Origin of the sequence: Saccharothrix australiensis, assembly GCF_003634935.1 — a bacterium.
Taxonomy (GTDB): Bacteria; Actinomycetota; Actinomycetes; order Mycobacteriales; family Pseudonocardiaceae; genus Actinosynnema; species Actinosynnema australiense.
This window is the reverse complement of sequence record NZ_RBXO01000001.1, coordinates 4,102,695-4,121,768: the sequence shown is the minus strand read 5'-3', so window position 1 is coordinate 4,121,768 and position 19,074 is coordinate 4,102,695. Positions and strand designations below refer to the sequence as shown.

Genomic DNA, 19,074 nt, shown 5'->3' with positions numbered 1-19,074 from the left:
ACGCGGTGGGGGCCGCCGGATGGTGCGGGCGTGGCTGTGGCGACCGCCGTGGCGGTGGGGCTCGTGCCGGCACGAGGCGGAACTCGTGCCCGAACGAAACGACCGCGCTGATGCCCGCGCCGGGGTCGCGGTCGTGCCCACTGATCAACGCGGCCCCTGGCCGGAGGCCCCCGCCCGCGCGGAGGACACCGACCAAGGGCCGCGTTCACGATCGCCCGGTTGGTCGTCGACGACCGACCAGCCGGGCGGACGGGGTCAGGGGCGCGTCACCGGACCCGGCACGTGGTGCAGGTAGGAGCCGACCCAGTCGACGGTGTCGTGCGGCGGCTGCCGCGGTGGCGCGGGCACGAAGTTCGCCGCGTCGTCGATGCTGCCGGTGCCGTCGTAGCGCGCCCGCGTCGGGTACGCGAACACCGGGCGGCTGCGGGTGACCGTGCCGTCCTGGGCCCGCGCGGTCGCGATCAGGCGGTCCGGGGCGACGCCGTCCTCGGTCCAGCGGACCAGCTCGGGCAGCGGGTCGACCGTGTTCAGCGTGTCGCCGCCCGCGCAGTGGTACACCGACGGGACCACGAACGCCCTCGCCCACTGCCGGGTCGCGGCGGGGCCGCCGTTGCGCCGGGTGAGCCGCTCGTAGTAGTCGAGCAGGCCCGCCGCCGGGATCGCCTGGTCGTTCCAGCCGTGCCACAGGAGCAGCTTGCCGCCGGCGCGGCGGAACGCGGACAGGTCGAGGCTCATCGCGTTGGCGCGCGCGCCGACGACGGTGAGCCGGTGGAACTCCTCGGCGGTGAACTCGAAGTCGGCGAGCGTGTTGTGCGGCGCGCCGATCGGGTAGCCGAGGTACCGCAGGTAGTTGTCGGCGAGCTGCTCGGCCGCCGAGCCGCCGAACTCCGGGAAGCGGGTGATCCACCCGGCCCACGCCAGTTCCGAGCCGCGCGCCTGGCCCGCCGGGTAGAGCGCGCGGCCCCGCTCGTCGGTCGGGCCCCGGTAGAGCTTGCGCACCGTCTCGACCTGGGCCGGGGTCAGGCAGGACGGGGTGTCCGCGCCGGGCGCGCAGCGCACGGACTCCGGGTCGAAGTCGCAGCCGCGCGGGTCTTCGAGCTGGCCGTCGACCAGCCCGTCGAGGCGGTCGCAGCGGGCGAGGACCGCGTCGTGCAGGCCCGCCAGCTTGTCGTCGCCGAGGATGATCCGGCCGGCCTCGTCGGTGTTGGCCCGCGCCATCCACGCCTGGTAGACCACCAGCGCCGACCAGTAGTTGGCGGGCGCGGCGGCGATGACGCCGTCGAAGTCGTGCGGGTAGCGCTGGGCGAGCAGCAGCGCCTCCCGGCCGCCGTTGGAGCAGCCGTCGAAGTAGGAGGTGCGCGGCGGCGCGCCGTAGTACTCGGCGATCAGCCGCTTGGCCGCCAGGGACACCACGTGCGGCGCGCGGAACGCCCAGTCGTCGCGCGCGGCCTGGTTCCCCTCGCCCCAGCTCCCGTCGGCCGACGGGAACGGCCCTCCGCCGACGTGCCCGTCGTCGGTCGTCGCGACGGCGAAGTCGCCCGGCGCCGGCGTGCAGGAGCGGATCGCGGGCGTCACCAGCTCGCCGCAGAACCCGCCGCACCCGGACTGGAGGTACCGGCCGGAGTAGGTGGTCGGCAGCTTGAGCTGGAACCGGACGGCCGGCTCGACGTGCCCGCGCACGTCGCAGTGCTCCGGCTCGGCGCCGGCGGGCACCGGCACGGCCTGCTCGACGTGCGCCTTGGCGCCGGGCAGCTCGTGGCCGCCGACCAGGTCGGCACAGGCCCGCACCGGTTCGGCCGCGCCGGCCGGTTCGGCCGTCGCCGCCGCGCCGGACGCCGCGACCGACGACACCGCCATCACCAGTGCCGCCAGGAACGCGCGTTTCCTCAACGCCATCACCCCCCAGGTGAACGTTCGGTCGGTGAGGGATCCCCGATCCCCCTGCCGCACAGCCAACCACACGGGTACGACGGAACACAGCGAGTAACGACCTCCCGACGGGCGGCCTCGACACTCCCCCCGTCGCCCCTCCCCGTCCGACCCGGTCGTCGATCACCCGCTGTTGCACCCAGCGGTTTGAGTTGCTTAGACTCAAACCATGTTCACGAGGGAAGAGGCGCTCGACCGGGTCGAGGGGAACACGGCGACGGGGCTGTTCGGACCGCCCGCCGGCGACCCGGCGCGGCGCGCGGCGGCCCGGCGGCTCCACCGGGGCCTTGCGATTGCGCTGCACCCCGACCGCGCTGCACCCCGACCGCGTGGCCGCGCGACTACGCGTGGATGCACCGGAGGCTGCTGCGCGCGGACGCCGCCAACCGCGTGGGCTTGGCCCACGCGCTGATGCTCGACCTGCTGCGACGCGACGAGACCCGGCAGCGGGCCTTCGCCCGCGGCTGCGCGCAGGACGGCCCGGCGCGCCGCCCGCGCGCCGTCGACCTGCTCGACGAGTACGACGCGCTGCTCGAAGAACTCCACGGCGAGGGGGTGTTCCGCCCGTTCGCCCTGCCGGACGGGACGGGAGACCGACATGGGGCACGGCAAGTGGGACGACGACGCCTACGCGGCGGCGCGGACCTTCCGCGCGGCCAAGGGCATCGACGACTTCGGCTACACCGCGAGCATGAGGTCGACGCCGCGCGACCGGTGGCGGGCCGACCCGTCGCTGGACCCGCTGGGCGTGGCGGCGCGGGAGTGCCTGGACTCGGCCGACCACGCCGACTCGACGCCGATCGCGGTGCTGTTCGACGTGACCGGCTCGATGGGCCGCGTGCCGCAGGTCATGCAGCGCAAGCTCGGCCGGCTGCACGGCCTGCTGCGGCGCAAGGGCTACCTGGCCGACCCGCAGCTGATGTTCGGCGGCATCGGCGACGCCGACAGCGACCGGGTGCCGTTGCAGGTCGGGCAGTTCGAGTCGGACAACCGCATGGACGAGCAGCTGCGCACCATCTTCCTGGAAGGCAACGGCGGCGGGCAGAAGAGCGAGTCCTACGAGCTGGCCGCCTACTTCGTCGCCCGGCACGTGGTGACCGACGCGTGGCGCAAGCGCGGCCGCAAGGGCTACCTGTTCCTGATCGGCGACGAGCTGAACAAGCCCCGGCTGGAGGCCCGGCACATCCGGCGGGTCATCGGCGACGACGTGCGCCAGGACGTCGACCCCGCCTCGGTGTACCGGGAACTGGCCCGCAAGTGGCACGTCTACTTCGTGCTGCCCAGGCAGTCGCACCACTACGACGACCCGGAGATCGCCGAGCACTGGCGGGAGCTGCTGGGGCAGCACTTCCTCAAGCTGGAGGACCCCGGCGCGGTGTGCGAGCTGATCGCCGCCACCATCGGCCTGGAGGAACGGGTCGTCGACCTGGACCAGGCGATGGTCGACCTGGCCGAGGTGGGCTCGGCGGCGGAGAGCCGCGCGGTGGGCAAGGCGCTGGTCCGCGTCGGGCCGGCGGCGCTCGCCGCGTCGGCCGCTCCCCCGGACCTCGACGGCCCCGACGACGTGACGCTGTCGTGACGGGGCGGGCCGGCGTGACCGGGCACGTGGTCGTCGTCGGGCTCGGGTTCGGCGACGAGGGCAAGGGCGCGGTAGTCGACGCCCTGTGCCGGGACGGGTCGGTGTCGTCGGTCGTGCGGTTCAACGGCGGCGCGCAGGCCGCGCACAACGTGGTCGCCGACGGACGGCACCACACGTTCAGCCAGTTCGGGTCCGGCACCCTCGCGGGCGTGCCGACCCTGCTGTCGCGGCACGTCCTGGTGGAGCCGATCGCCCTGGCCGCCGAGGCGCGGGAACTGGCGGCGCTGGGCGTCGCCGACCCGCTGCGGCTGGTGACCGCGCACGCCGACGCGCTGCTGACCACCCCGTTCCACGTGGCGGCCAACCGCGTCCGCGAGGACGCGCGCGGCCCCCGCCGGCACGGCTCGTGCGGCAAGGGCATCGGCGAGACGGTGTGGTACTCGCTGCTCGCCCGCCGCGCCGCCCGACCGGGCGACGTCGTGGAGGGCCAGGTCGTGCCCGGCGAGCCGGGCGAGGCGCCCACCGTCGGCGACTGCGCGCGGCGCGCGGTGCTGCGGCGCAAGCTCGACGCGCTGGCGCGCTGCTACCGGCCGCTGGCCGGGGACGGCACGTCGGTGGCCGGGCTGGTGGCCCTGTACCGGGCGTTCGCCGACGCGGTGCGGATCGTCGACGGCGACGAGGTGGGCCGCCGCGCCGACGCCGGGCGGCTGGTGCTGGAAGGGGCGCAGGGCGTGCTGCTGGACCAGGACCACGGGTTCCACCCGCACACCACCTGGTCGTCGACGACACCCCGCAACGCCCGCCTGCTGCTGGGCGGACGCCCGGCGCGGGTGCTCGGCGTCACGCGGACCTACCAGACGCGGCACGGCGCGGGTCCCCTGCCGACCGAGGACGCGGCCCTGCCTGCCCGGTTCCCCGAACGGCACAACGGGACCGGCGAGTACCAGGGCGCGTGGCGCGCGGGGCACCTGGACGCCGTGCTGCTGCGGCACGCGGTCGCGGCGTGCGGCGGCGTGGACGGGCTCGCGGTGACGCACCTCGACGCGCGCGACCTGTCGGTGGCCACCGCCTACCGCACCGCGAGCGGCCCGGTGACCCGCCTGCCCGCCGGGGTCGACCGGACGGCGTTCGTGGCGGGGTGCGCGCCGGTGGTGGAGCCGCTGCCCGACCCGGTCGCGTGGCTGGAGCGCGAGGTCGGCGTCCCGGTGGAGGTCACGGGCCGCGGGCCGGACCGGGCCGACTACACCGTGCGGACGCCGGTGGCGGCCTGACCCCCGGTCCGTGCCCGGCGTCCGATCCGCCGGGCTGCCGGGCACGGACCGGGGCGCCGGCCGCGTGCGGGAGAATCCGGCACGTGGACGGGCAGGGGATCGAGTCGACGTTGGTGTCGGTGGACGTGCTCGCGCTGCGGTTCGACCCGGAGGCCCGGTCGGTGCTGCTGGGCGTCGCGCCGCGCGCGGCCGACCCGTTCGCGGGCGACCTGGCGCTGCCGGGCGTGCTGCTGGGCCGGGGCGAGCGGCTGCGCGACGCCGCGCTGCGCGCGGTCACCGGCAAGCTCGGCGTGCCGGGGCGCGCGGTGACCGCGACGGGCCAGCTCGCGACGTTCGACGAACCCTCCCGCGACCCTCGCGGACCGACGCTGTCCATCGCGCTGTGGGCCACGCTCGACCCCGCGCGGCTGGAGGGTAGCGCCGAGTGGTCGCCGCTGGACGCGGTGCCGCCGCTGGCGTTCGACCACGACCGGATCGTGGCCGACTGCCGACCGCTGCTGGCCGACCGGCTGTGGCGGGACGTGCCGTTCACGGCGGGCCTGCTGGGACCCGAGTTCACCACCGCGCAGGCGCTGGACGTCACCGAGTCGCTGACCGGCGACCGGCCGTACCCGGCCAACCTCGGCCGCACGATGGACCGCGTGCCCGGCCTGACCCGCACCACCCGGCACGCCGCCGCCCTGCCGAAGGGCGGCCGGCCACCGCTGGTGTGGCGCTGGGACGGCGACCGCTAGACCACCGGGCCCGGCTCACGCGGCGGACGACGCCCGGAAGCCGGCCACCGACACCACCGCCCGGCACGCCACCCACCGCCCGCGCACCACCCACCCCGCGCGCACCACCTGCCCGTCACCGCGCACGCCGGACCGGACACGCCGGACCGGACACGCCGGACCGGACACGCCGGACCGGACACGCCGGACCGGACACGGCGGAACCCGTCACGGCAGGGTCGGCAGGTAGTGCGGCACGCGGCGGGCCTTGGTCGCGTGCTCGAACGCCGCCGCGAACCGCAGCAGCCGCGCGTCCGCGTCCCGCCCCGCGAAGAACGACACCCCCACCGGCAACGGCCCCGCGAACCCCGCCGGCACCGTCACGTTCGGGTAGCCGGCCACCGCCGCCGGCGTCGACGAGCCCAGCACGAACGCGTCGCCCGCCGCGTGGTCGGTCCGCCACGCGGGCGAGTTCGTCGGCGCCATCACCGCGTCCAGCCGGTGCTCCGCCAGCACCTCGTCGATCGAGCGACGGGCCAGCTCCGTCGCCGTCCGGCGCTGCTCCAGGTACACCGGGTCGGTCACCGGCGGCGCGTCGCGGGCCGCCAGGAACAGCTCCTGGCCGAACTTCCCCAGCTCCACCGGGTCCCGCTCGTTGAACGCGATCAGCTCGCCCAGCGTGCGCGGCGCGCCCGGCCGGTCGGCCAGGTACCGCTCCAGGTCGTGCCGGAACTCGGTGATCAGCGCCGGGAACTCCACCGCCTCGATCCGGTCCTGGTACGGCAGCTCCACCTCCACCACGGTCGCGCCCGCCCGCCGCAGGGCCTGCTCCGCCTCCCGCACCACGCGGTCCGCCTCCGGGCTCGCGCCCGCCTTGCGCCACACCCCGACCCGCGCGCCGCGCAGCGCGTCCGACGACGCCGCCACCGCGTGGTCGCCGCCACGCCCGGCCAGAGCGGACATCAGGATCGCGGCGTCCACCACGTGCCGCGCCATCGGCCCGGCCGTGTCCTGGTGCGCCGAGATCGGCACGATCCCGTCCCCGCTCACCGCGCCCAGCGTGGGCTTGAGCCCCACGACGCCGTTCTGCCCCGCCGGGCACACGATCGAACCGTCGGTCTCCGTGCCCACCGCCACCTGCGCCAGCGACGCCGCGACCGCCGCGCCCGAACCGGACGACGAGCCGCACGGGTTGCGGTCCAGCACGTGCGGGTTGTTCGTCTGGCCGCCGACGCCCGACCACCCCGACGTGGACCGCGTCGAGCGGAAGTTGGCCCACTCCGACAGGTTCGTCTTGCCCAGCACCACCGCGCCGGCGGCCCGCAGCCGCCCGACGAGCTCCGCGTCGTCGCGCGGCGGCACCCGCAACGCCCGCGAACCCGCCGTGCTCGCCAGCCCCCGCGTGTCGATGTTGTCCTTGAGCAACACCGGGATGCCGTCCAGCGGGCCGCGCGCGCCACCGCGCGCACGACGGCGGTCGCCGGCCTCCGCCTGCGCCAGGGCCGTCGGGTCGACGGCGACCACCGACCGCACCCGCCGGTCCACCGTCGCGATCCGGCGCAGGTAGGCGCGGGTCAGGTCGACCGACGTCAGCGTGCCCGCCTCGAACCGGTGGACCAGGTCCGGAATGGTCGCGCCGTCCAGGTCGAACCCGAGCGCCGCGCCCCCGTCCCCGGCCTGAGCGGGCGGCGCGACGAGGAGCACGGCGAGAACGGCCGCGAGCAGTGATCGCATGCCCACAGTCCAGCCCCGCCCGCGCCGCCCGTAAAGCCCCCATTGGTCGCAGCGCGCCCGACCGCCGCCGGTGACCGGGCGGGACCGCCGCCGCCGGTGCAGGATGACCGGCGGGAGGTGGGGATGTCCGAACGCGCCGCCCCGGCCACCGGGGACGACGGGCTGACCGGCGCCGAGGTCGCCGAACGCGTCGCCGACGGCCGCACCAACGCCACCCGCGCCGGCACCAGCCGCGGCACCGCGCAGATCGTCCGCGCCAACGTCGTCACCCCGTTCAACGGGCTGCTGCTCACCCTGTTCATCGTCATCCTCACCACCGGCCACTGGCAGAACGGCCTGTTCGGGCTCGTCATCGTCGCCAACACCGCCATCGGCGTATTCCAGGAGCTGCGCGCCAAGCGCACCCTCGACCGGCTCGCCGTGCTCAACGCGCCGCACGCCCGCGCCGTCCGCGACGGCCGCACCACCGAGATCGACGTCGCCGACGTCGTCGCCGACGACCTCCTCGAACTCCGCACCGGCGACCAGGTCGTCGCCGACGGCGCCGTCACCGCAGCCGACGGCCTGGAGATCGACGAGTCCCTGCTCACCGGCGAGTCCGAACCCGTCGGCAAGACCACCGGCGACCAGGTCCGCTCCGGGTCCATCGTGGTCGCCGGCACCGGCCGGTTCCGCGCCACCGCCGTCGGCGCGGACGCCTACGCCACCCACCTGACCGCCGACGCGCGCCGCTTCACCGTCGTCCGCTCCGAACTCGTCGCCGGCACCAACAAGCTGCTGCGCTGGATCTCCCTGATGATGCTGGTCGTCGCGCCGCTGCTGCTGTGGAGCCAGTTCCGCACCCCCGACACCGACGACTGGCAGGAAGCCGTCACCGGCACCGTCGCCGGACTCGTCGGCATGGTCCCCGAAGGGCTCGTGCTGCTCACCAGCCTCGCGTTCATGCTCGCCGCCGTCACCCTGGCCCGCAGGCAGACCCTCGTGCAGAAGCTGCCCGCCGTCGAGGTCCTCGCCCGCGTCGACACCGTCTGCCTCGACAAGACCGGCACCCTCACCCACGGCGACATCGTCTTCGACCGCCTCGTCACCGCACGCGACGACGACGAGCCCGACGTCCGGGAAGCCCTCGCCCTGTGCGCGGCGGCCCCCGACGCCAACGCCACCTCCACCGCCCTCGCCGCCGAGTTCACCGACCCCGCCTGGCGGCGCACCGGCGGCATCCCCTTCTCCTCCGCCCGCAAGTGGTCCGCCGTCACCGCCGAGGGCCACGGGACGTGGGTGCTCGGCGCGCCCGAGGTGGTCTTCCCCGACGACCCGGACCAGCCCCTGCTCGACCAGGCCGCCGACATCGCCGCCGAGGGCAGGCGCGTCCTCGTCCTCGCCGCCACCCCCGCACCCGCCCGAGGGACCGACCTGCCGCCGGACCTGACCGCCCGCGCCCTGGTCGTGCTCGCCGAACGCGTCCGCGACGACGCCGCCGACACCCTGCGCTACTTCACCGAGCAGGGCGTCACCCTCAAGATCCTCTCCGGCGACAACCCCCGCACGGTCGGCGCGGTCGCCGTCGCCGTCGGCGTGCCCGGCATCGAGCGCGCCGCCGACGCCGTCGACGCGCGCACCCTCCCCGAGGACCCCGAGCGCCTCGCCGACGCGCTCGCCGACACCGTCGTCCTCGGCCGCGTCACACCCCAGCAGAAGCGCGCCGTCGTCGGCGCGCTCCAACGCCGGGGCCACGTCGTCGCGATGACCGGCGACGGCGTCAACGACGCCCTCGCGCTCAAGGACGCCGACATCGGCGTCGCGATGGGCAACGGCGCCGCCGCCACCCGCGCGGTCGCCCAACTGGTGCTCCTGGACGACCGGTTCGCGCACCTGCCCGACGTCGTCGCCGAAGGGCGGCGCGTCATCGCCAACATCGAACGCGCCGCCAACCTGTTCCTGGTCAAGAACGTCTACTCGCTCGTCCTCGCCCTGGTCGTGGTGGCGACATCGCTGGCCTACCCGCTCGCGCCGATCCAGCTCACCATGATCTCCGCCGCCACCATCGGCATACCCGGCTTCGTCCTCGCCCTCGCGCCCAACCGCCGCCGCTACGTGCCCGGCTTCCTGCGGCGCGTGCTGCGCCTGGCCGTGCCCACCGGGCTCGTCATCGGCCTCGCGGCCTACGCGGGCGACCTCGCCATCCGCGGCCTCGACCCCGGCGGCGGCCGGCCGGCGGGCCAGACCGTCGCCACGGTCGTCGTGGTCATCGCGTCGTTGTGGACGCTGTCGCTGCTCGCCCGGCCCCTCACCCGCTGGAAGCTCGCCCTCATCGCCGGCCTGAGCGGCGCGGTCGCCGTCGTCCTGACCGTGCCCGCGCTCGGCGGCGGCCTCTTCCTGCTCGCCGTGACACCGCAGCGCCTCCTGGTGGGCGCGGTCGTCGGCCTCCTCGCCGGTGTCGTCGTGGAACTCGTCGGCCGCGCCGTCCTCCGCCCCGTCCAGGCCGCCTCCGCCGGTTGAGGCGTCCTGCGCGAGACCGCCGCCGGAGGTGTCCGCCGGATGCCGCCAGGGGCTGAATTCAGGCAGCACTGAAATTACAGAGCGGAATATTCCAGAGAAAGATCAGTCCTCCGACGGGGTTCCGGAACGCCGCCGGAACGTGAGGGAAGATCATCGACGACGCGTGCCCGATGCCTGCCACCTGCGTGAACGGGGGCCGCGCGGAATACGGGCACGTCGATTAACACAAATGGACCAGTCCACCTCGCTTTCGCCCATCCGGCGGGTGCGGCATGATCCAACGGCGGTAGGCGCCGCGCCGCGAACCCGGCCGCCCACCCGCTATCCCAGGCGACACCGCGGAGACCATGCGATGAGTGCGAACGGCCCACGCCCGGTCTCGGGCCGGGCCTGGCTCGGCTACCTCGCGGCCGGGACGGCGGCGGTCGTCGTCTACTACGCGATCCCCCGCCAGGGCGCGGGCATCGCCGCGCGGGTCGTGCTGTACTGCCTCACCAGCCTGTCGGCGGCGGTCATGGTGCTGCTGGCGGCCCGGCGCGAGCAGGACGGCGCGCGGCTGCCCTGGCTGCTGCTCGGCTCCAGCCAGGTCGTGTACGCCACCGCGGACATGACGTTCTACGTCCACCACTACCTGCTGGGCCGCACCGGCTTCCCCTCCCCCGCCGACGCGTTCTACCTCGGGCACTACCCGCTGACGGTGGCGGCGCTGCTGCTGCTCATCCGCCGCCGCACGCCCGGCCGCGACCTCCAGAGCGCGCTGGACGCGTCCGTGCTCGCCGTGGTCGCGGCGATGCTCTCGTGGCTCTACCTCATCGGGCCCCGCGCCCGGCTCGACCAGCCGCCGCTGGCCATGGTCGCGTCGGTCGCGATCCCCGTGATGGACCTGGCGATGCTGGTCGTGGCGCTGCGGCTGTTCATGGGCACCGGCAAGCGGACCCACTCGTTCCTGCTGCTGGCGACCAGCCTGCTGGCCATCCTCACCGCGGACACCCTCTACGTGCTGCAACAGCTCAACGGCACGTACCAGGCGGGCAACTTCCTCGACGCCGTCTGGTTGGGCGGCAACCTCACCCTGGGCGCGGCGGCCCTGCACCCGACGATGGGCGCCGTCGCCGAGCCGACCGCCGCCCGCGAGCACGTGCTGGGGCCGGTCCGGATCGCGGCGCTGTGCGCCGCCGCCCTCACCGCGCCCGCCATGCTGGTCGTCCAGCACGCGACCGGGCGGTTCCACGACATCCCGGTCATCGCCGCCGCGTGCGCGATGCTGTTCGCGCTGGTGATCGCCCGGCTGGCGGCGATGGTGGCGGACCAGCGCAAGCTCGCCATCACCGACGCGCTGACCGGTCTGCACACCCGGCGGTTCTTCGTCGCGCAGCTGCCCATCGAGGTCGAGCGCGCGCGCCGGGCGGGCGGCTCGGTCGCCGTGCTCATCGCCGACGTCGACCGCTTCAAGGCCATCAACGACAGCCACGGCCACCCGGCGGGCGACCAGGTGCTGGTCGAGATCGCCCGCCGGCTGCGGCGCGCGGCGCGCGCGGGCGACGTGGTGGCCCGCTACGGCGGCGAGGAGTTCGCGCTGCTCGCGCCCGGCGCGCGACCGGCCGAGCTGGCCGCCATCGCGCGCCGGCTGCGCGACAGCGTCGCGGCCTCGCCCATCGCCGCCACCGCCGGGGTGTGGCTGCCGGCGACGGTGTCGGTCGGCGCGGCCTGCTACCCCGAGCACGGCGGCGACCCGGCCGAGGTGATCGCCGCCGCCGACCGCTCCCTGTACGCCGCCAAGGTCTCCGGCCGCGACCGGGCCGTGGTGGGCGCGGGCCGCCCGGACCACGACCCGACGACGATCGACCACCTGTGCCGCCTCGCCGACGAGGTGGACCTCAGGCTGGGCGCGCCGCGCAGCAGCCGCGCGGTCGGGCGGTGGGCCCGGCTGCTGGCCACCGGGCTCGGCCACGACGAGGACGCCGCCCGGACCGCCGAGCTGGCGGGCAGGCTCCGCGACATCGGCAAGGTCGTCGTCCCGGACGCGGTGCTGACCAAGCGGGCCGCCCTGGACGCCGACGAGTGGCGGCTGGTGCGCCGGCACGCCGAGCACGGGTTCCTGCTGGCCGACACGGTGCCCGGCTTCTTCCCGGTGGCGCAGGTCATCCGCCAGCACCACGAGCGCTTCGACGGCACCGGCTACCCGCAGGGCCTGGCGGGCGAGGCGATCCGCTGGGAGGCCCGGCTGGTGGCGGTGTGCGACGTGTGGGCGGCCCTGCTCGGCGACCGCCCGCACCGGCAGGCGTTCGGCGCGGACGAGGCCCGCGAGGTGCTGCGGTCGGGCCGCGGGACGCTGTTCGACCCCGACGCCGTGGACCTGTTCCTCGACCTGCACGCCGACGGCCGGATCGACCCGGTCGACCTCGACCCGGCGGACGTCGGTCCGGCGGGGGCCGGGCCCGCGGGGGGCGGTCCGGCGGGCCTCGGCTCGGCGGACGTCGGTCCGGCGGGCCTCGGCTCAGCCGGCCTCGGCCGGGTCGGCGGCTGAGTCGGCCAGCGCGTTCCAGAACATCAGCTCGTAGCCCTGGAGCAGCCGCGCGTACTCCACCGCCCGGTCGAACGGCACGCCGGCGTCCAGCCCGGCCTGCACCGCGGCGAGCCCCTGCCGCGCCAGGTCGGGCGCGGGCGCGGCGAAGAAGTCGAAGAACGCCACCGCCTCGTCGGCGAACCCGTAGTGCGCGCGCAGGCCGTCCGCGATCGCCGCGCAGTACCCGCCGAAGGCGGCGAAGTTGGTCAGCAGCGCGACCGCGGCGACGGCGGGCGCGGCGTTCGACGCCAGCCACGCCACGAACGCCGCGTACGCCTGGCAGGCCGGCTCGGGCCGGTGGTCGCGCACCGCCGCCTCGTCGAAGCCCGCCGCCGCCGCCAGCGGCGCGACCAGGGGCAGCACCGAGCCCTCCCCCTGCGCCAGGGTGGTGAAGAACGCCCGCCCGGCGGGGTCGTCGGCCCGCGCCGCCAGCGCGAGGAAGCTGCGCCAGTCCGCCGGCACGATGCGGCTCTCCTCGGCGGCCAGCGCGCCGATCGAGGCGAGCGGGGCGCGCCCCTCCGCCACCAGCGGGACGAACCGGTTCACCCCGTGCCCGTCCGCGATGGCGGTCCGGATCCCGTCGAGCAGCTCCTGCGCCGAGTGGGTCATCGACTCGCTCCCCTGCACGCGGTGGGCGGTGTCCGCCGACCACCCTAGATCACCGGCGGCGACCGGCGGCGGCGCGCTCGGCACCGCCACGGGCACGGGCGACCGGTCCGGGCGGCACCGCCCGGACCGGTCGCCGCCGCACCGGGTGCCGGCGCACCGGGTGCCGGCGCACCGGGTGCCGGCGCACCGGGTGCCGGCGCGGCGCGTGCTCAGCCGACCGCCAGCCCGCGCAGCAGCGGCAGGTACACCTCGTCCACCAGTTCCTCGATGGTCGCCTCGTCGATCTCCTGCCCGCAGGTGATGTGCTCGTTGCGCACCAGGTCGAGCGGCGCGCGGGCGGCCCGGAGGCCGAGCCGCACGGGCGGCAGCTCGCCGCGGGCCACGGCGCGGGCGACGACGTCCTCCACGGCCCTGGTCAGCGAGGACGGCCGGGTCAGGCGGTCGCGCAGCAGGTCGGCCACCTCGGGGTACCGGAACGCGTCCGCCATCACCCCGGCGACCATCTCGTTCATCATCGCGCCTGCGCGCCGGGATATCCTCGTGAACAGCAGGACCAGGTCGGCGCGCAGCGACCCGGTGTCGATCGGCTCGCGGGACGCGGGCACGCGGTGGTCCCATGCGGCCAGGGCCAGTTCGGCGCGACCCTTCCACCGCCGGTAGAGGACGGGTTTGCTGGTGCCCGCCCGCGTGGCGACACCCTCGACGGTGAACCGCGCGTAGCCGTGCTCGCTCAGCTCGGCCCAGGCGGCGTCGAGGATGGCGTGTTCCAGCTCCGCGCCGCGGCGGCGCGACTTCGGCTCCGTCACCCTACCCCTAAGATACGTTGCGTTTCTTATCCGACGGGTCTACCGTCGTGCCCATACTTTAGACACGTGCCGTTTCTTATGGGGGAAAAGGTGCTCATCCGCCTACTTCGGACATATCTCCGCCCTTATCGGCGGGAGCTGGGCGCCGTGCTGGCGCTCCAGTTCGTCGGCACCGTCGCGTCGCTCTACCTGCCCAGCCTCAACGCCGACCTCATCGACCACGGCGTCGCCACCGGCGACACCGGCTACATCCTGTCCGCGGGCCGCTGGATGCTCGTCGTCACGCTCGTCCAGGTCCTGTGCTCGGCGGGCGCGGTCTACTTCAGCGCCCGCACCGCGATGGCGTTCGGCCGCGACGTCCGCTCCGCCGTGTTCCACCGGGTCGGCGGGTTCTCCGCGCGCGAGGTTGCGGCGTTCGGCCCGTCGTCGCTGATCACCCGCACCACCAACGACGTGCAGCAGGTGCAGCTGCTGGTCGTGATGGTGTGCACGATGCTGGTCACCGCGCCCATCATGAGCGCGGTCGGCATCGTGATGGCGCTGCGCGAGGACGTCGGCCTGTCCTGGCTGCTGCTGGCCTGCGTGCCCGCCATGATCGTCGCCGTCGGCCTGATCGTCGTGCGCATGGTGCCGCGGTTCCGGCTCATGCAGGAGCGCATCGACGCCGTCAACCGCGTGCTGCGCGAGCAGCTTTCCGGCATCCGGGTGGTCCGGGCGTTCGTCCGCGAACGCGCCGAGACCCGCCGGTTCGGCGACGTCAACGCCGCGCTCACCGACGTCGCCCTGCGCGTCGGCAGGCTCCAGGCGCTGGTGCTGCCCGTGGTGATGCTGCTGTTCAACGGCTCCAGCGTCGCCGTCCTGTGGTTCGGGGCGCACCGGCTGGAGACCGGCGGGATGCAGATCGGGTCGCTGACCGCGTTCCTCAGCTACCTGATGCAGATCCTGCTGTCGGTGATGATGGCGACCTTCATCTCCATGATGGTGCCGCGCGCCGCCGTCTGCGCGGAGCGCGTCATCCAGGTGCTCGACACCGACTCGTCGGTCACGCCGCCGGCCGACGGCGTCCGGGAACTGCCCGCCAGGGCGTCCGTGGAGTTCCGCGGCGTGGAGTTCCGCTACCCCGGCGCGGCGGACCCGGTGCTGCGCGACATCTCGTTCCGCGCCGAGGCGGGCCGGACCACCGCCGTCATCGGCAGCACGGGCTCGGGCAAGACCACGCTGCTCTCGCTGGTGCCGCGCCTGGTCGACGCCACCGCGGGCGAGGTGCTGGTCAACGGCGTGGACGTGCGCGGCATCGACCCGGACGCGCTGTGCGCACGGCTCGGCCTGGTGCCGCAGCGGCCGTACCTGTTCTCCGGCACGGTCGCGAGCAACCTGCGCTACGGCAACCCCGACGCCACCGACGACGAGCTGTGGGCGGCGCTGGAGGTCGCCCAGGCCCGCGAGTTCGTGACCGCGATGGGCGGGCTCGACGCCGAGGTCGCGCAGGGCGGCACGAACGTCTCCGGCGGGCAGCGCCAGCGGCTGTCCATCGCGCGTGCGCTGGTCCGCCGACCGCAGGTCTACCTGTTCGACGACGCGTTCTCGGCGCTCGACCTCGCCACCGACGCCCGGCTGCGCGCCGCCCTCGCGCCGCACACCCGGCACGCGGTCGTGATCGTCGTCGCCCAGCGGGTGTCCACCATCGTCGACGCCGACCGGATCGTCGTGCTGGACGACGGTTCCGTCGTCGGCGTCGGCACCCACCACGAACTGCTGGCCGACTGCCCGACCTACGGGGAGATCGTCCGGTCGCAACTCACCTCGGAGCAGGCCGCATGAGCGCCACCACGACCAGCAGGCCCGCGCCACCGCCCCGCATGGGCGGCGGCTTCCCCGGCGGCGGGATGCCGATGGGCAGGGCGGAGGACTTCGGGTCGTCCGCGCGGCGGCTCGTGACCCGGCTGCGCGCCGAGCGGTCGGCGCTCGCCGTCGTGCTCGCCCTCGGCGTGGTCAGCGTCGCGCTCGGCGTCGCCGGGCCGAAGATCCTCGGCGACGCCACCGACATCATCTTCGAGGGCGTCCTCGCGCGGGTGCGGCGGGAACCGGGCGCGGGCATCGACTTCGACGCGCTGGGCGTCGTGCTGCTGTGGGTGTCCGGGCTGTACCTGGCGTCGTCGCTGTTCGCCTGGGCGCAGGGCCGCATCCTCAACGACGTCGTGCAGCGGTTCGTGTCCAGGATGCGGTCCGACGTGGAGGACAAGCTCCACCGGCTGCCGCTGCGCTACTTCGACGGGCAGCCGCGCGGCGAGCTGCTGTCCCGCGTCACCAACGACATCGACAACGTGTCGACCACCCTCCAGCAGACCCTCAGCCAACTGCTGACCTCGCTGCTGACCGTGGTCGGCGTGCTGGTGATGATGGTGACCATCTCGCCGCTGCTGGCGCTGGTCGCGGTGGCGCTGATCCCGGCGTCGGTGCTGGCCACCAACCACATCCGGAAGCGGTCGCAGAAGCTGTTCGTCGCGCAGTGGAAGCAGACCGGCGCGCTCAACGCGCACATCGAGGAGGCGTTCACCGGCCACCAGCTCGTCAAGGTGTTCGGGCGGCAGCGCGAGTCCGAGGCGGAGTTCCGCCGCCGCAACGACGAGCTGGTCGCGTCGGCGCTGGGCGCGCAGTTCATCTCCGGCCTGATCATGCCGGTGATGGCGTTCCTGTCCAACCTCGGCTACGTGGCCATCGCGGTGATCGGCGGCCTGCGCATCACGTCCGGGGCGATGACGCTGGGCGAGGTGCAGGCGTTCGTGCAGTACGCGCGCCAGTTCGCCCAGCCGCTGACCCAGGTCGCGTCGATGGCGAACCTGATGCAGTCCGGCGTGGCCTCCGCCGAGCGGGTGTTCGAGCTGCTCGACGCCGAGGAGGAGCGGCCCGACCCGGTCGACGCGACGCCACCCGCGGTGCGGCGCGGGCGCGTCGAGTTCCACGGCGTCGGCTTCTCCTACCGGCCGGACCAGCCGCTGATCCGCGACCTGTCCCTGGTCGCCGAGCCGGGCCAGACGGTCGCGATCGTCGGCCCGACCGGCGCGGGCAAGACCACGCTGGTCAACCTGGTCATGCGGTTCTACGAGCTGGACGAGGGCCGGATCACCCTCGACGGCGTGGACATCACGTCGATGCGCCGCCAGGACCTGCGCTCCCGGACCGGCATGGTGCTCCAGGACACCTGGCTGTTCGGCGGCACGATCCGGGACAACATCGCCTACGGCAACCCCGACGCCACCGAGGAGCAGGTCTTGGCCGCCGCGCGCGCGACTCACGTCGACCGGTTCGTGCGGACCCTGCCCGACGGCTACGACACCGTGATCGACGAGGAGGGCACCAACGTCAGCGCGGGCGAGAAGCAGCTGATCACCATCGCGCGGGCGTTCCTGGCCGACCCGGCGCTGCTGATCCTGGACGAGGCGACCAGCTCGGTGGACACCCGGACCGAGGCGCTGGTGCAGCACGCCATGTCGGCCCTGCGGTCGTCGCGGACCAGCTTCGTCATCGCCCACCGGCTGTCCACGATCCGCGACGCGGACCTCATCCTGGTGATGGAGTCGGGGCGGATCGTCGAGCAGGGCACGCACGAGGAGCTGATCGCGCACGACGGGGCGTACCGCCGCCTGTACGAGGCCCAGTTCGCCGCGTCGTGACTCCGGCGGGTGCCCCGCGGGCCGCGGGGCACCCGCCGGCGGGGGTGCGGTGGACCCGAGCCGCGGGGCGCCCGCCGGTGGCGTGCGGCGGACCCGGCCGGGCGCGCGACGGGGTGTCGGTGACGCGGTCACCGCCTGTCCGGGGTCGCCCGCGGGCGCGCGTCCCTGGACAACCGCGACCGACGACGCGATGCTCGACGTCACCGCTCTCCTCCGGAAGGGGTCGAGTCCACATGTCCTCGCGCGCCATCGTGTCCCGACCGCGCCGCCTGGGCGCGGCGCTCGTCGCGTCGGCACTCGTGATCGGTCTGGTGAGCGTCGGTCACGCCGGCGCGGCGGCCGGCGGCACCCTGGTCGCCTGGGGCTACAACAACCTCCACTACGACGTGAACCCCCCGGCGGATCTCCGTGACGTCAAGAAGATCTCGGTGAACTTCGCGCACGGTGTGGCCCTGCGGTCCGACGGCTCCGTCGTGGGGTGGGGTCAGGGCTATCGCCGGGACACGCCGGCGTGGGGCTCCGGGGTGGTCGCCGTCGCGGCCGGCGGGTCGCACGACCTGGCGTTGCGAGCGGACGGCACCGTCATCGGCCGGAACCTGTACAGCACCGAACCGATCGACCTGCCGCTGGGGCTGGTCGGTGTGCGGGCGATCGCGGCGGGCGGGCACCACGACCTGGCGTTGAAGGCCGACGGCAGCGTCCAGGCATGGGGGAACAACGACCACGGCCAGGCGACCCCGCCGGCGGGCCTGCGGGACGTGGTGGCGATCGCGGCCGGCGCCTACCACAGCCTGGCCCTCAAGGGCGACGGCACCATCGTGGCCTGGGGCCGCGACGACCTGAAACAGGGGTCCGTGCCCCGTGTCCTGGCCGGCGGCGGGGTGAAGGCGATCACCGCCGGCGACTACCACAACCTGGCGCTCAAACACGACGGCACCGTCGTGGGGTGGGGCCACGACGACGACGGCCGGGCCACGCCGCCGTGGTCCCTGTCCGAGCACGAGGTGGTGGCGATCGCGGCCGGCACGTTCCTGAGCCTGGCGCTCAGGAGGGACGGCAAGGTGGTGGCCTGGGGCTACAACAGCGCCACCTCCGCGGCGCCCCCGAAGGACCTGTGGGGTGTCACCGCGATCGCGGCCGGCGAGGTGAGCGGCCTGGCCCTGGTCGGGTAAGCGGGCCGGGACGGCGGTGACGCGGCGGGGACGTCCGCGCCACCGCCGCGCGGGGTGACCGTGGCGGGGCGGGTCTCCGCGCCGGGGCGGGTGTCCGCGCCGGGCGCGGCTAAGGCCGTGCCTCGTCGTGGCGGCGTCGAGCGGCCAGCACGTCCGGCGTGTGGTCGCCCACCCACGTCAGCAGGCCGTGGACCCGTGCGGCCAGCTGCTCCCCCAGCGGGGTCAGCGAGTAGGTCACCCCCGGCGGCGTCGTCGGTTCCACCTCGCGGTGCACCAGGCCGTCGCGCACCAGGTCGCGGAGGTTCCGCGACAGCATCTTCTCGCTGATGCCGTCGACCCCGTCGCGCAGCGCGGCGAACCGCAGCGGACCGTGCCGCAGCGCGGTCAGGATCAGCACACCCCACCGGTTGGCCACGTGCCGGAACAGCACCCGGCCCGGACAGTCGCTGTGAAACCCGTCACGCCGTGCCCCGCCGGGGTGCCCCTCGGCCTGGATGCCTACCGCCACGTCCGGAGCTTACG

The 19,074-nt window shown here is 74.8% G+C and carries 13 protein-coding genes; 8 read left to right on the top strand and 5 right to left on the bottom strand.

The genetic code is table 11. From position 1 onward, the window contains the following. Positions 1 to 255: 255 nt before the first annotated feature. Entirely contained in the window at positions 256 to 1,896 is a 1,641-nt protein-coding gene (locus C8E97_RS17705) for a tannase/feruloyl esterase family alpha/beta hydrolase (protein WP_121006720.1), read from the bottom strand. A 631-nt stretch (positions 1,897 to 2,527) separates the two neighbouring features. Here C8E97_RS17705 and C8E97_RS17695 point away from each other — a divergent pair. From C8E97_RS17695 to C8E97_RS17685, 3 genes are all read left to right on the top strand, one after another. Continuing rightward, positions 2,528 to 3,508 carry a hypothetical protein gene (locus tag C8E97_RS17695; RefSeq protein ID WP_121006718.1) on the top strand — a complete coding sequence of 327 codons (981 nt, stop codon included), beginning with the start codon at positions 2,528 to 2,530 and terminating at the stop codon, positions 3,506 to 3,508. Continuing rightward, positions 3,505 to 4,779, top strand: a complete 1,275-nt coding sequence (locus tag C8E97_RS17690) for an adenylosuccinate synthetase (protein WP_121006717.1) — start codon at positions 3,505 to 3,507, stop codon at positions 4,777 to 4,779. Before C8E97_RS17695 ends, C8E97_RS17690 begins: the two co-directional genes overlap by 4 nt. Before the next feature lie 83 nt (positions 4,780 to 4,862). Continuing rightward, positions 4,863 to 5,513: an NUDIX hydrolase gene (locus C8E97_RS17685; RefSeq protein ID WP_246018961.1), complete on the top strand. Its 651-nt coding sequence runs from the start codon at positions 4,863 to 4,865 to the stop codon at positions 5,511 to 5,513. A gap of 207 nt (positions 5,514 to 5,720) precedes the next feature. Here the strand turns inward: C8E97_RS17685 and C8E97_RS17680 are convergent, their stop codons facing one another. Then, positions 5,721 to 7,226 carry an amidase gene (locus C8E97_RS17680; RefSeq protein WP_121006716.1) on the bottom strand — a complete coding sequence of 502 codons (1,506 nt, stop codon included), beginning with the start codon at positions 7,224 to 7,226 and terminating at the stop codon, positions 5,721 to 5,723. A gap of 123 nt (positions 7,227 to 7,349) precedes the next feature. Between C8E97_RS17680 and C8E97_RS17675 the strand changes: the two genes are divergently transcribed. Together C8E97_RS17675 and C8E97_RS17670 are read left to right on the top strand one after the other, a co-directional pair. Next, positions 7,350 to 9,725: an HAD-IC family P-type ATPase gene (locus tag C8E97_RS17675; protein ID WP_121006715.1), complete on the top strand. Its 2,376-nt coding sequence runs from the start codon at positions 7,350 to 7,352 to the stop codon at positions 9,723 to 9,725. Positions 9,726 to 10,077: 352 nt separating this feature from the next. Then, positions 10,078 to 12,252, top strand: coding sequence for a diguanylate cyclase (locus C8E97_RS17670; RefSeq protein WP_121006714.1), 2,175 nt, complete (start codon positions 10,078 to 10,080; stop codon positions 12,250 to 12,252). Here the strand turns inward: C8E97_RS17670 and C8E97_RS17665 are convergent. Further along, complete coding sequence (locus C8E97_RS17665) at positions 12,223 to 12,900, bottom strand: thiaminase II/PqqC family protein (protein ID WP_121011757.1); 678 nt, start codon at positions 12,898 to 12,900, stop codon at positions 12,223 to 12,225. The genes C8E97_RS17670 and C8E97_RS17665 overlap by 30 nt on opposite strands. Positions 12,901 to 13,109: 209 nt before the next feature. Continuing rightward, complete coding sequence (locus C8E97_RS17655) at positions 13,110 to 13,706, bottom strand: TetR/AcrR family transcriptional regulator (RefSeq protein WP_121006713.1); 597 nt, start codon at positions 13,704 to 13,706, stop codon at positions 13,110 to 13,112. 90 nt (positions 13,707 to 13,796) lie between these two features. Here C8E97_RS17655 and C8E97_RS17650 point away from each other — a divergent pair, with 90 nt between their 5' ends. From C8E97_RS17650 to C8E97_RS17640, 3 genes are all read left to right on the top strand, one after another. Then, complete coding sequence (locus C8E97_RS17650; protein ID WP_121011754.1) at positions 13,797 to 15,527, top strand: ABC transporter ATP-binding protein; 1,731 nt, start codon at positions 13,797 to 13,799, stop codon at positions 15,525 to 15,527. Beyond that, positions 15,524 to 17,380, top strand: coding sequence for an ABC transporter ATP-binding protein (locus C8E97_RS17645; RefSeq protein WP_121006712.1), 1,857 nt, complete (start codon positions 15,524 to 15,526; stop codon positions 17,378 to 17,380). Before C8E97_RS17650 ends, C8E97_RS17645 begins: the two co-directional genes overlap by 4 nt. A 233-nt stretch (positions 17,381 to 17,613) precedes the next feature. Beyond that, the gene (locus C8E97_RS17640) at positions 17,614 to 18,552 is read left to right on the top strand and encodes an RCC1 domain-containing protein (protein WP_121006711.1); all 939 of its coding nucleotides are present in this window, start codon (positions 17,614 to 17,616) and stop codon (positions 18,550 to 18,552) included. 109 nt (positions 18,553 to 18,661) lie between these two features. Here C8E97_RS17640 and C8E97_RS17635 read toward each other — a convergent pair whose 3' ends face one another. Then, positions 18,662 to 19,060, bottom strand: a complete 399-nt coding sequence (locus C8E97_RS17635) for a winged helix-turn-helix transcriptional regulator (RefSeq protein WP_121006710.1) — start codon at positions 19,058 to 19,060, stop codon at positions 18,662 to 18,664. Positions 19,061 to 19,074 lie beyond the last annotated feature (14 nt).

Coding starts and splice junctions, on each gene's coding strand:
- C8E97_RS17680 (WP_121006716.1), bottom strand. CDS start 7,226: ATGCGATCACTGCTCGCGGCCGTTCTCGCCGTGCTCCTCGTCGCGCCG.
- C8E97_RS17670 (WP_121006714.1), top strand. CDS start 10,078: ATGAGTGCGAACGGCCCACGCCCGGTCTCGGGCCGGGCCTGGCTCGGC.
- C8E97_RS17675 (WP_121006715.1), top strand. CDS start 7,350: ATGTCCGAACGCGCCGCCCCGGCCACCGGGGACGACGGGCTGACCGGC.
- C8E97_RS17645 (WP_121006712.1), top strand. CDS start 15,524: ATGAGCGCCACCACGACCAGCAGGCCCGCGCCACCGCCCCGCATGGGC.
- C8E97_RS17665 (WP_121011757.1), bottom strand. CDS start 12,900: ATGACCCACTCGGCGCAGGAGCTGCTCGACGGGATCCGGACCGCCATC.
- C8E97_RS17640 (WP_121006711.1), top strand. CDS start 17,614: ATGTCCTCGCGCGCCATCGTGTCCCGACCGCGCCGCCTGGGCGCGGCG.
- C8E97_RS17695 (WP_121006718.1), top strand. CDS start 2,528: ATGGGGCACGGCAAGTGGGACGACGACGCCTACGCGGCGGCGCGGACC.
- C8E97_RS17705 (WP_121006720.1), bottom strand. CDS start 1,896: ATGGCGTTGAGGAAACGCGCGTTCCTGGCGGCACTGGTGATGGCGGTG.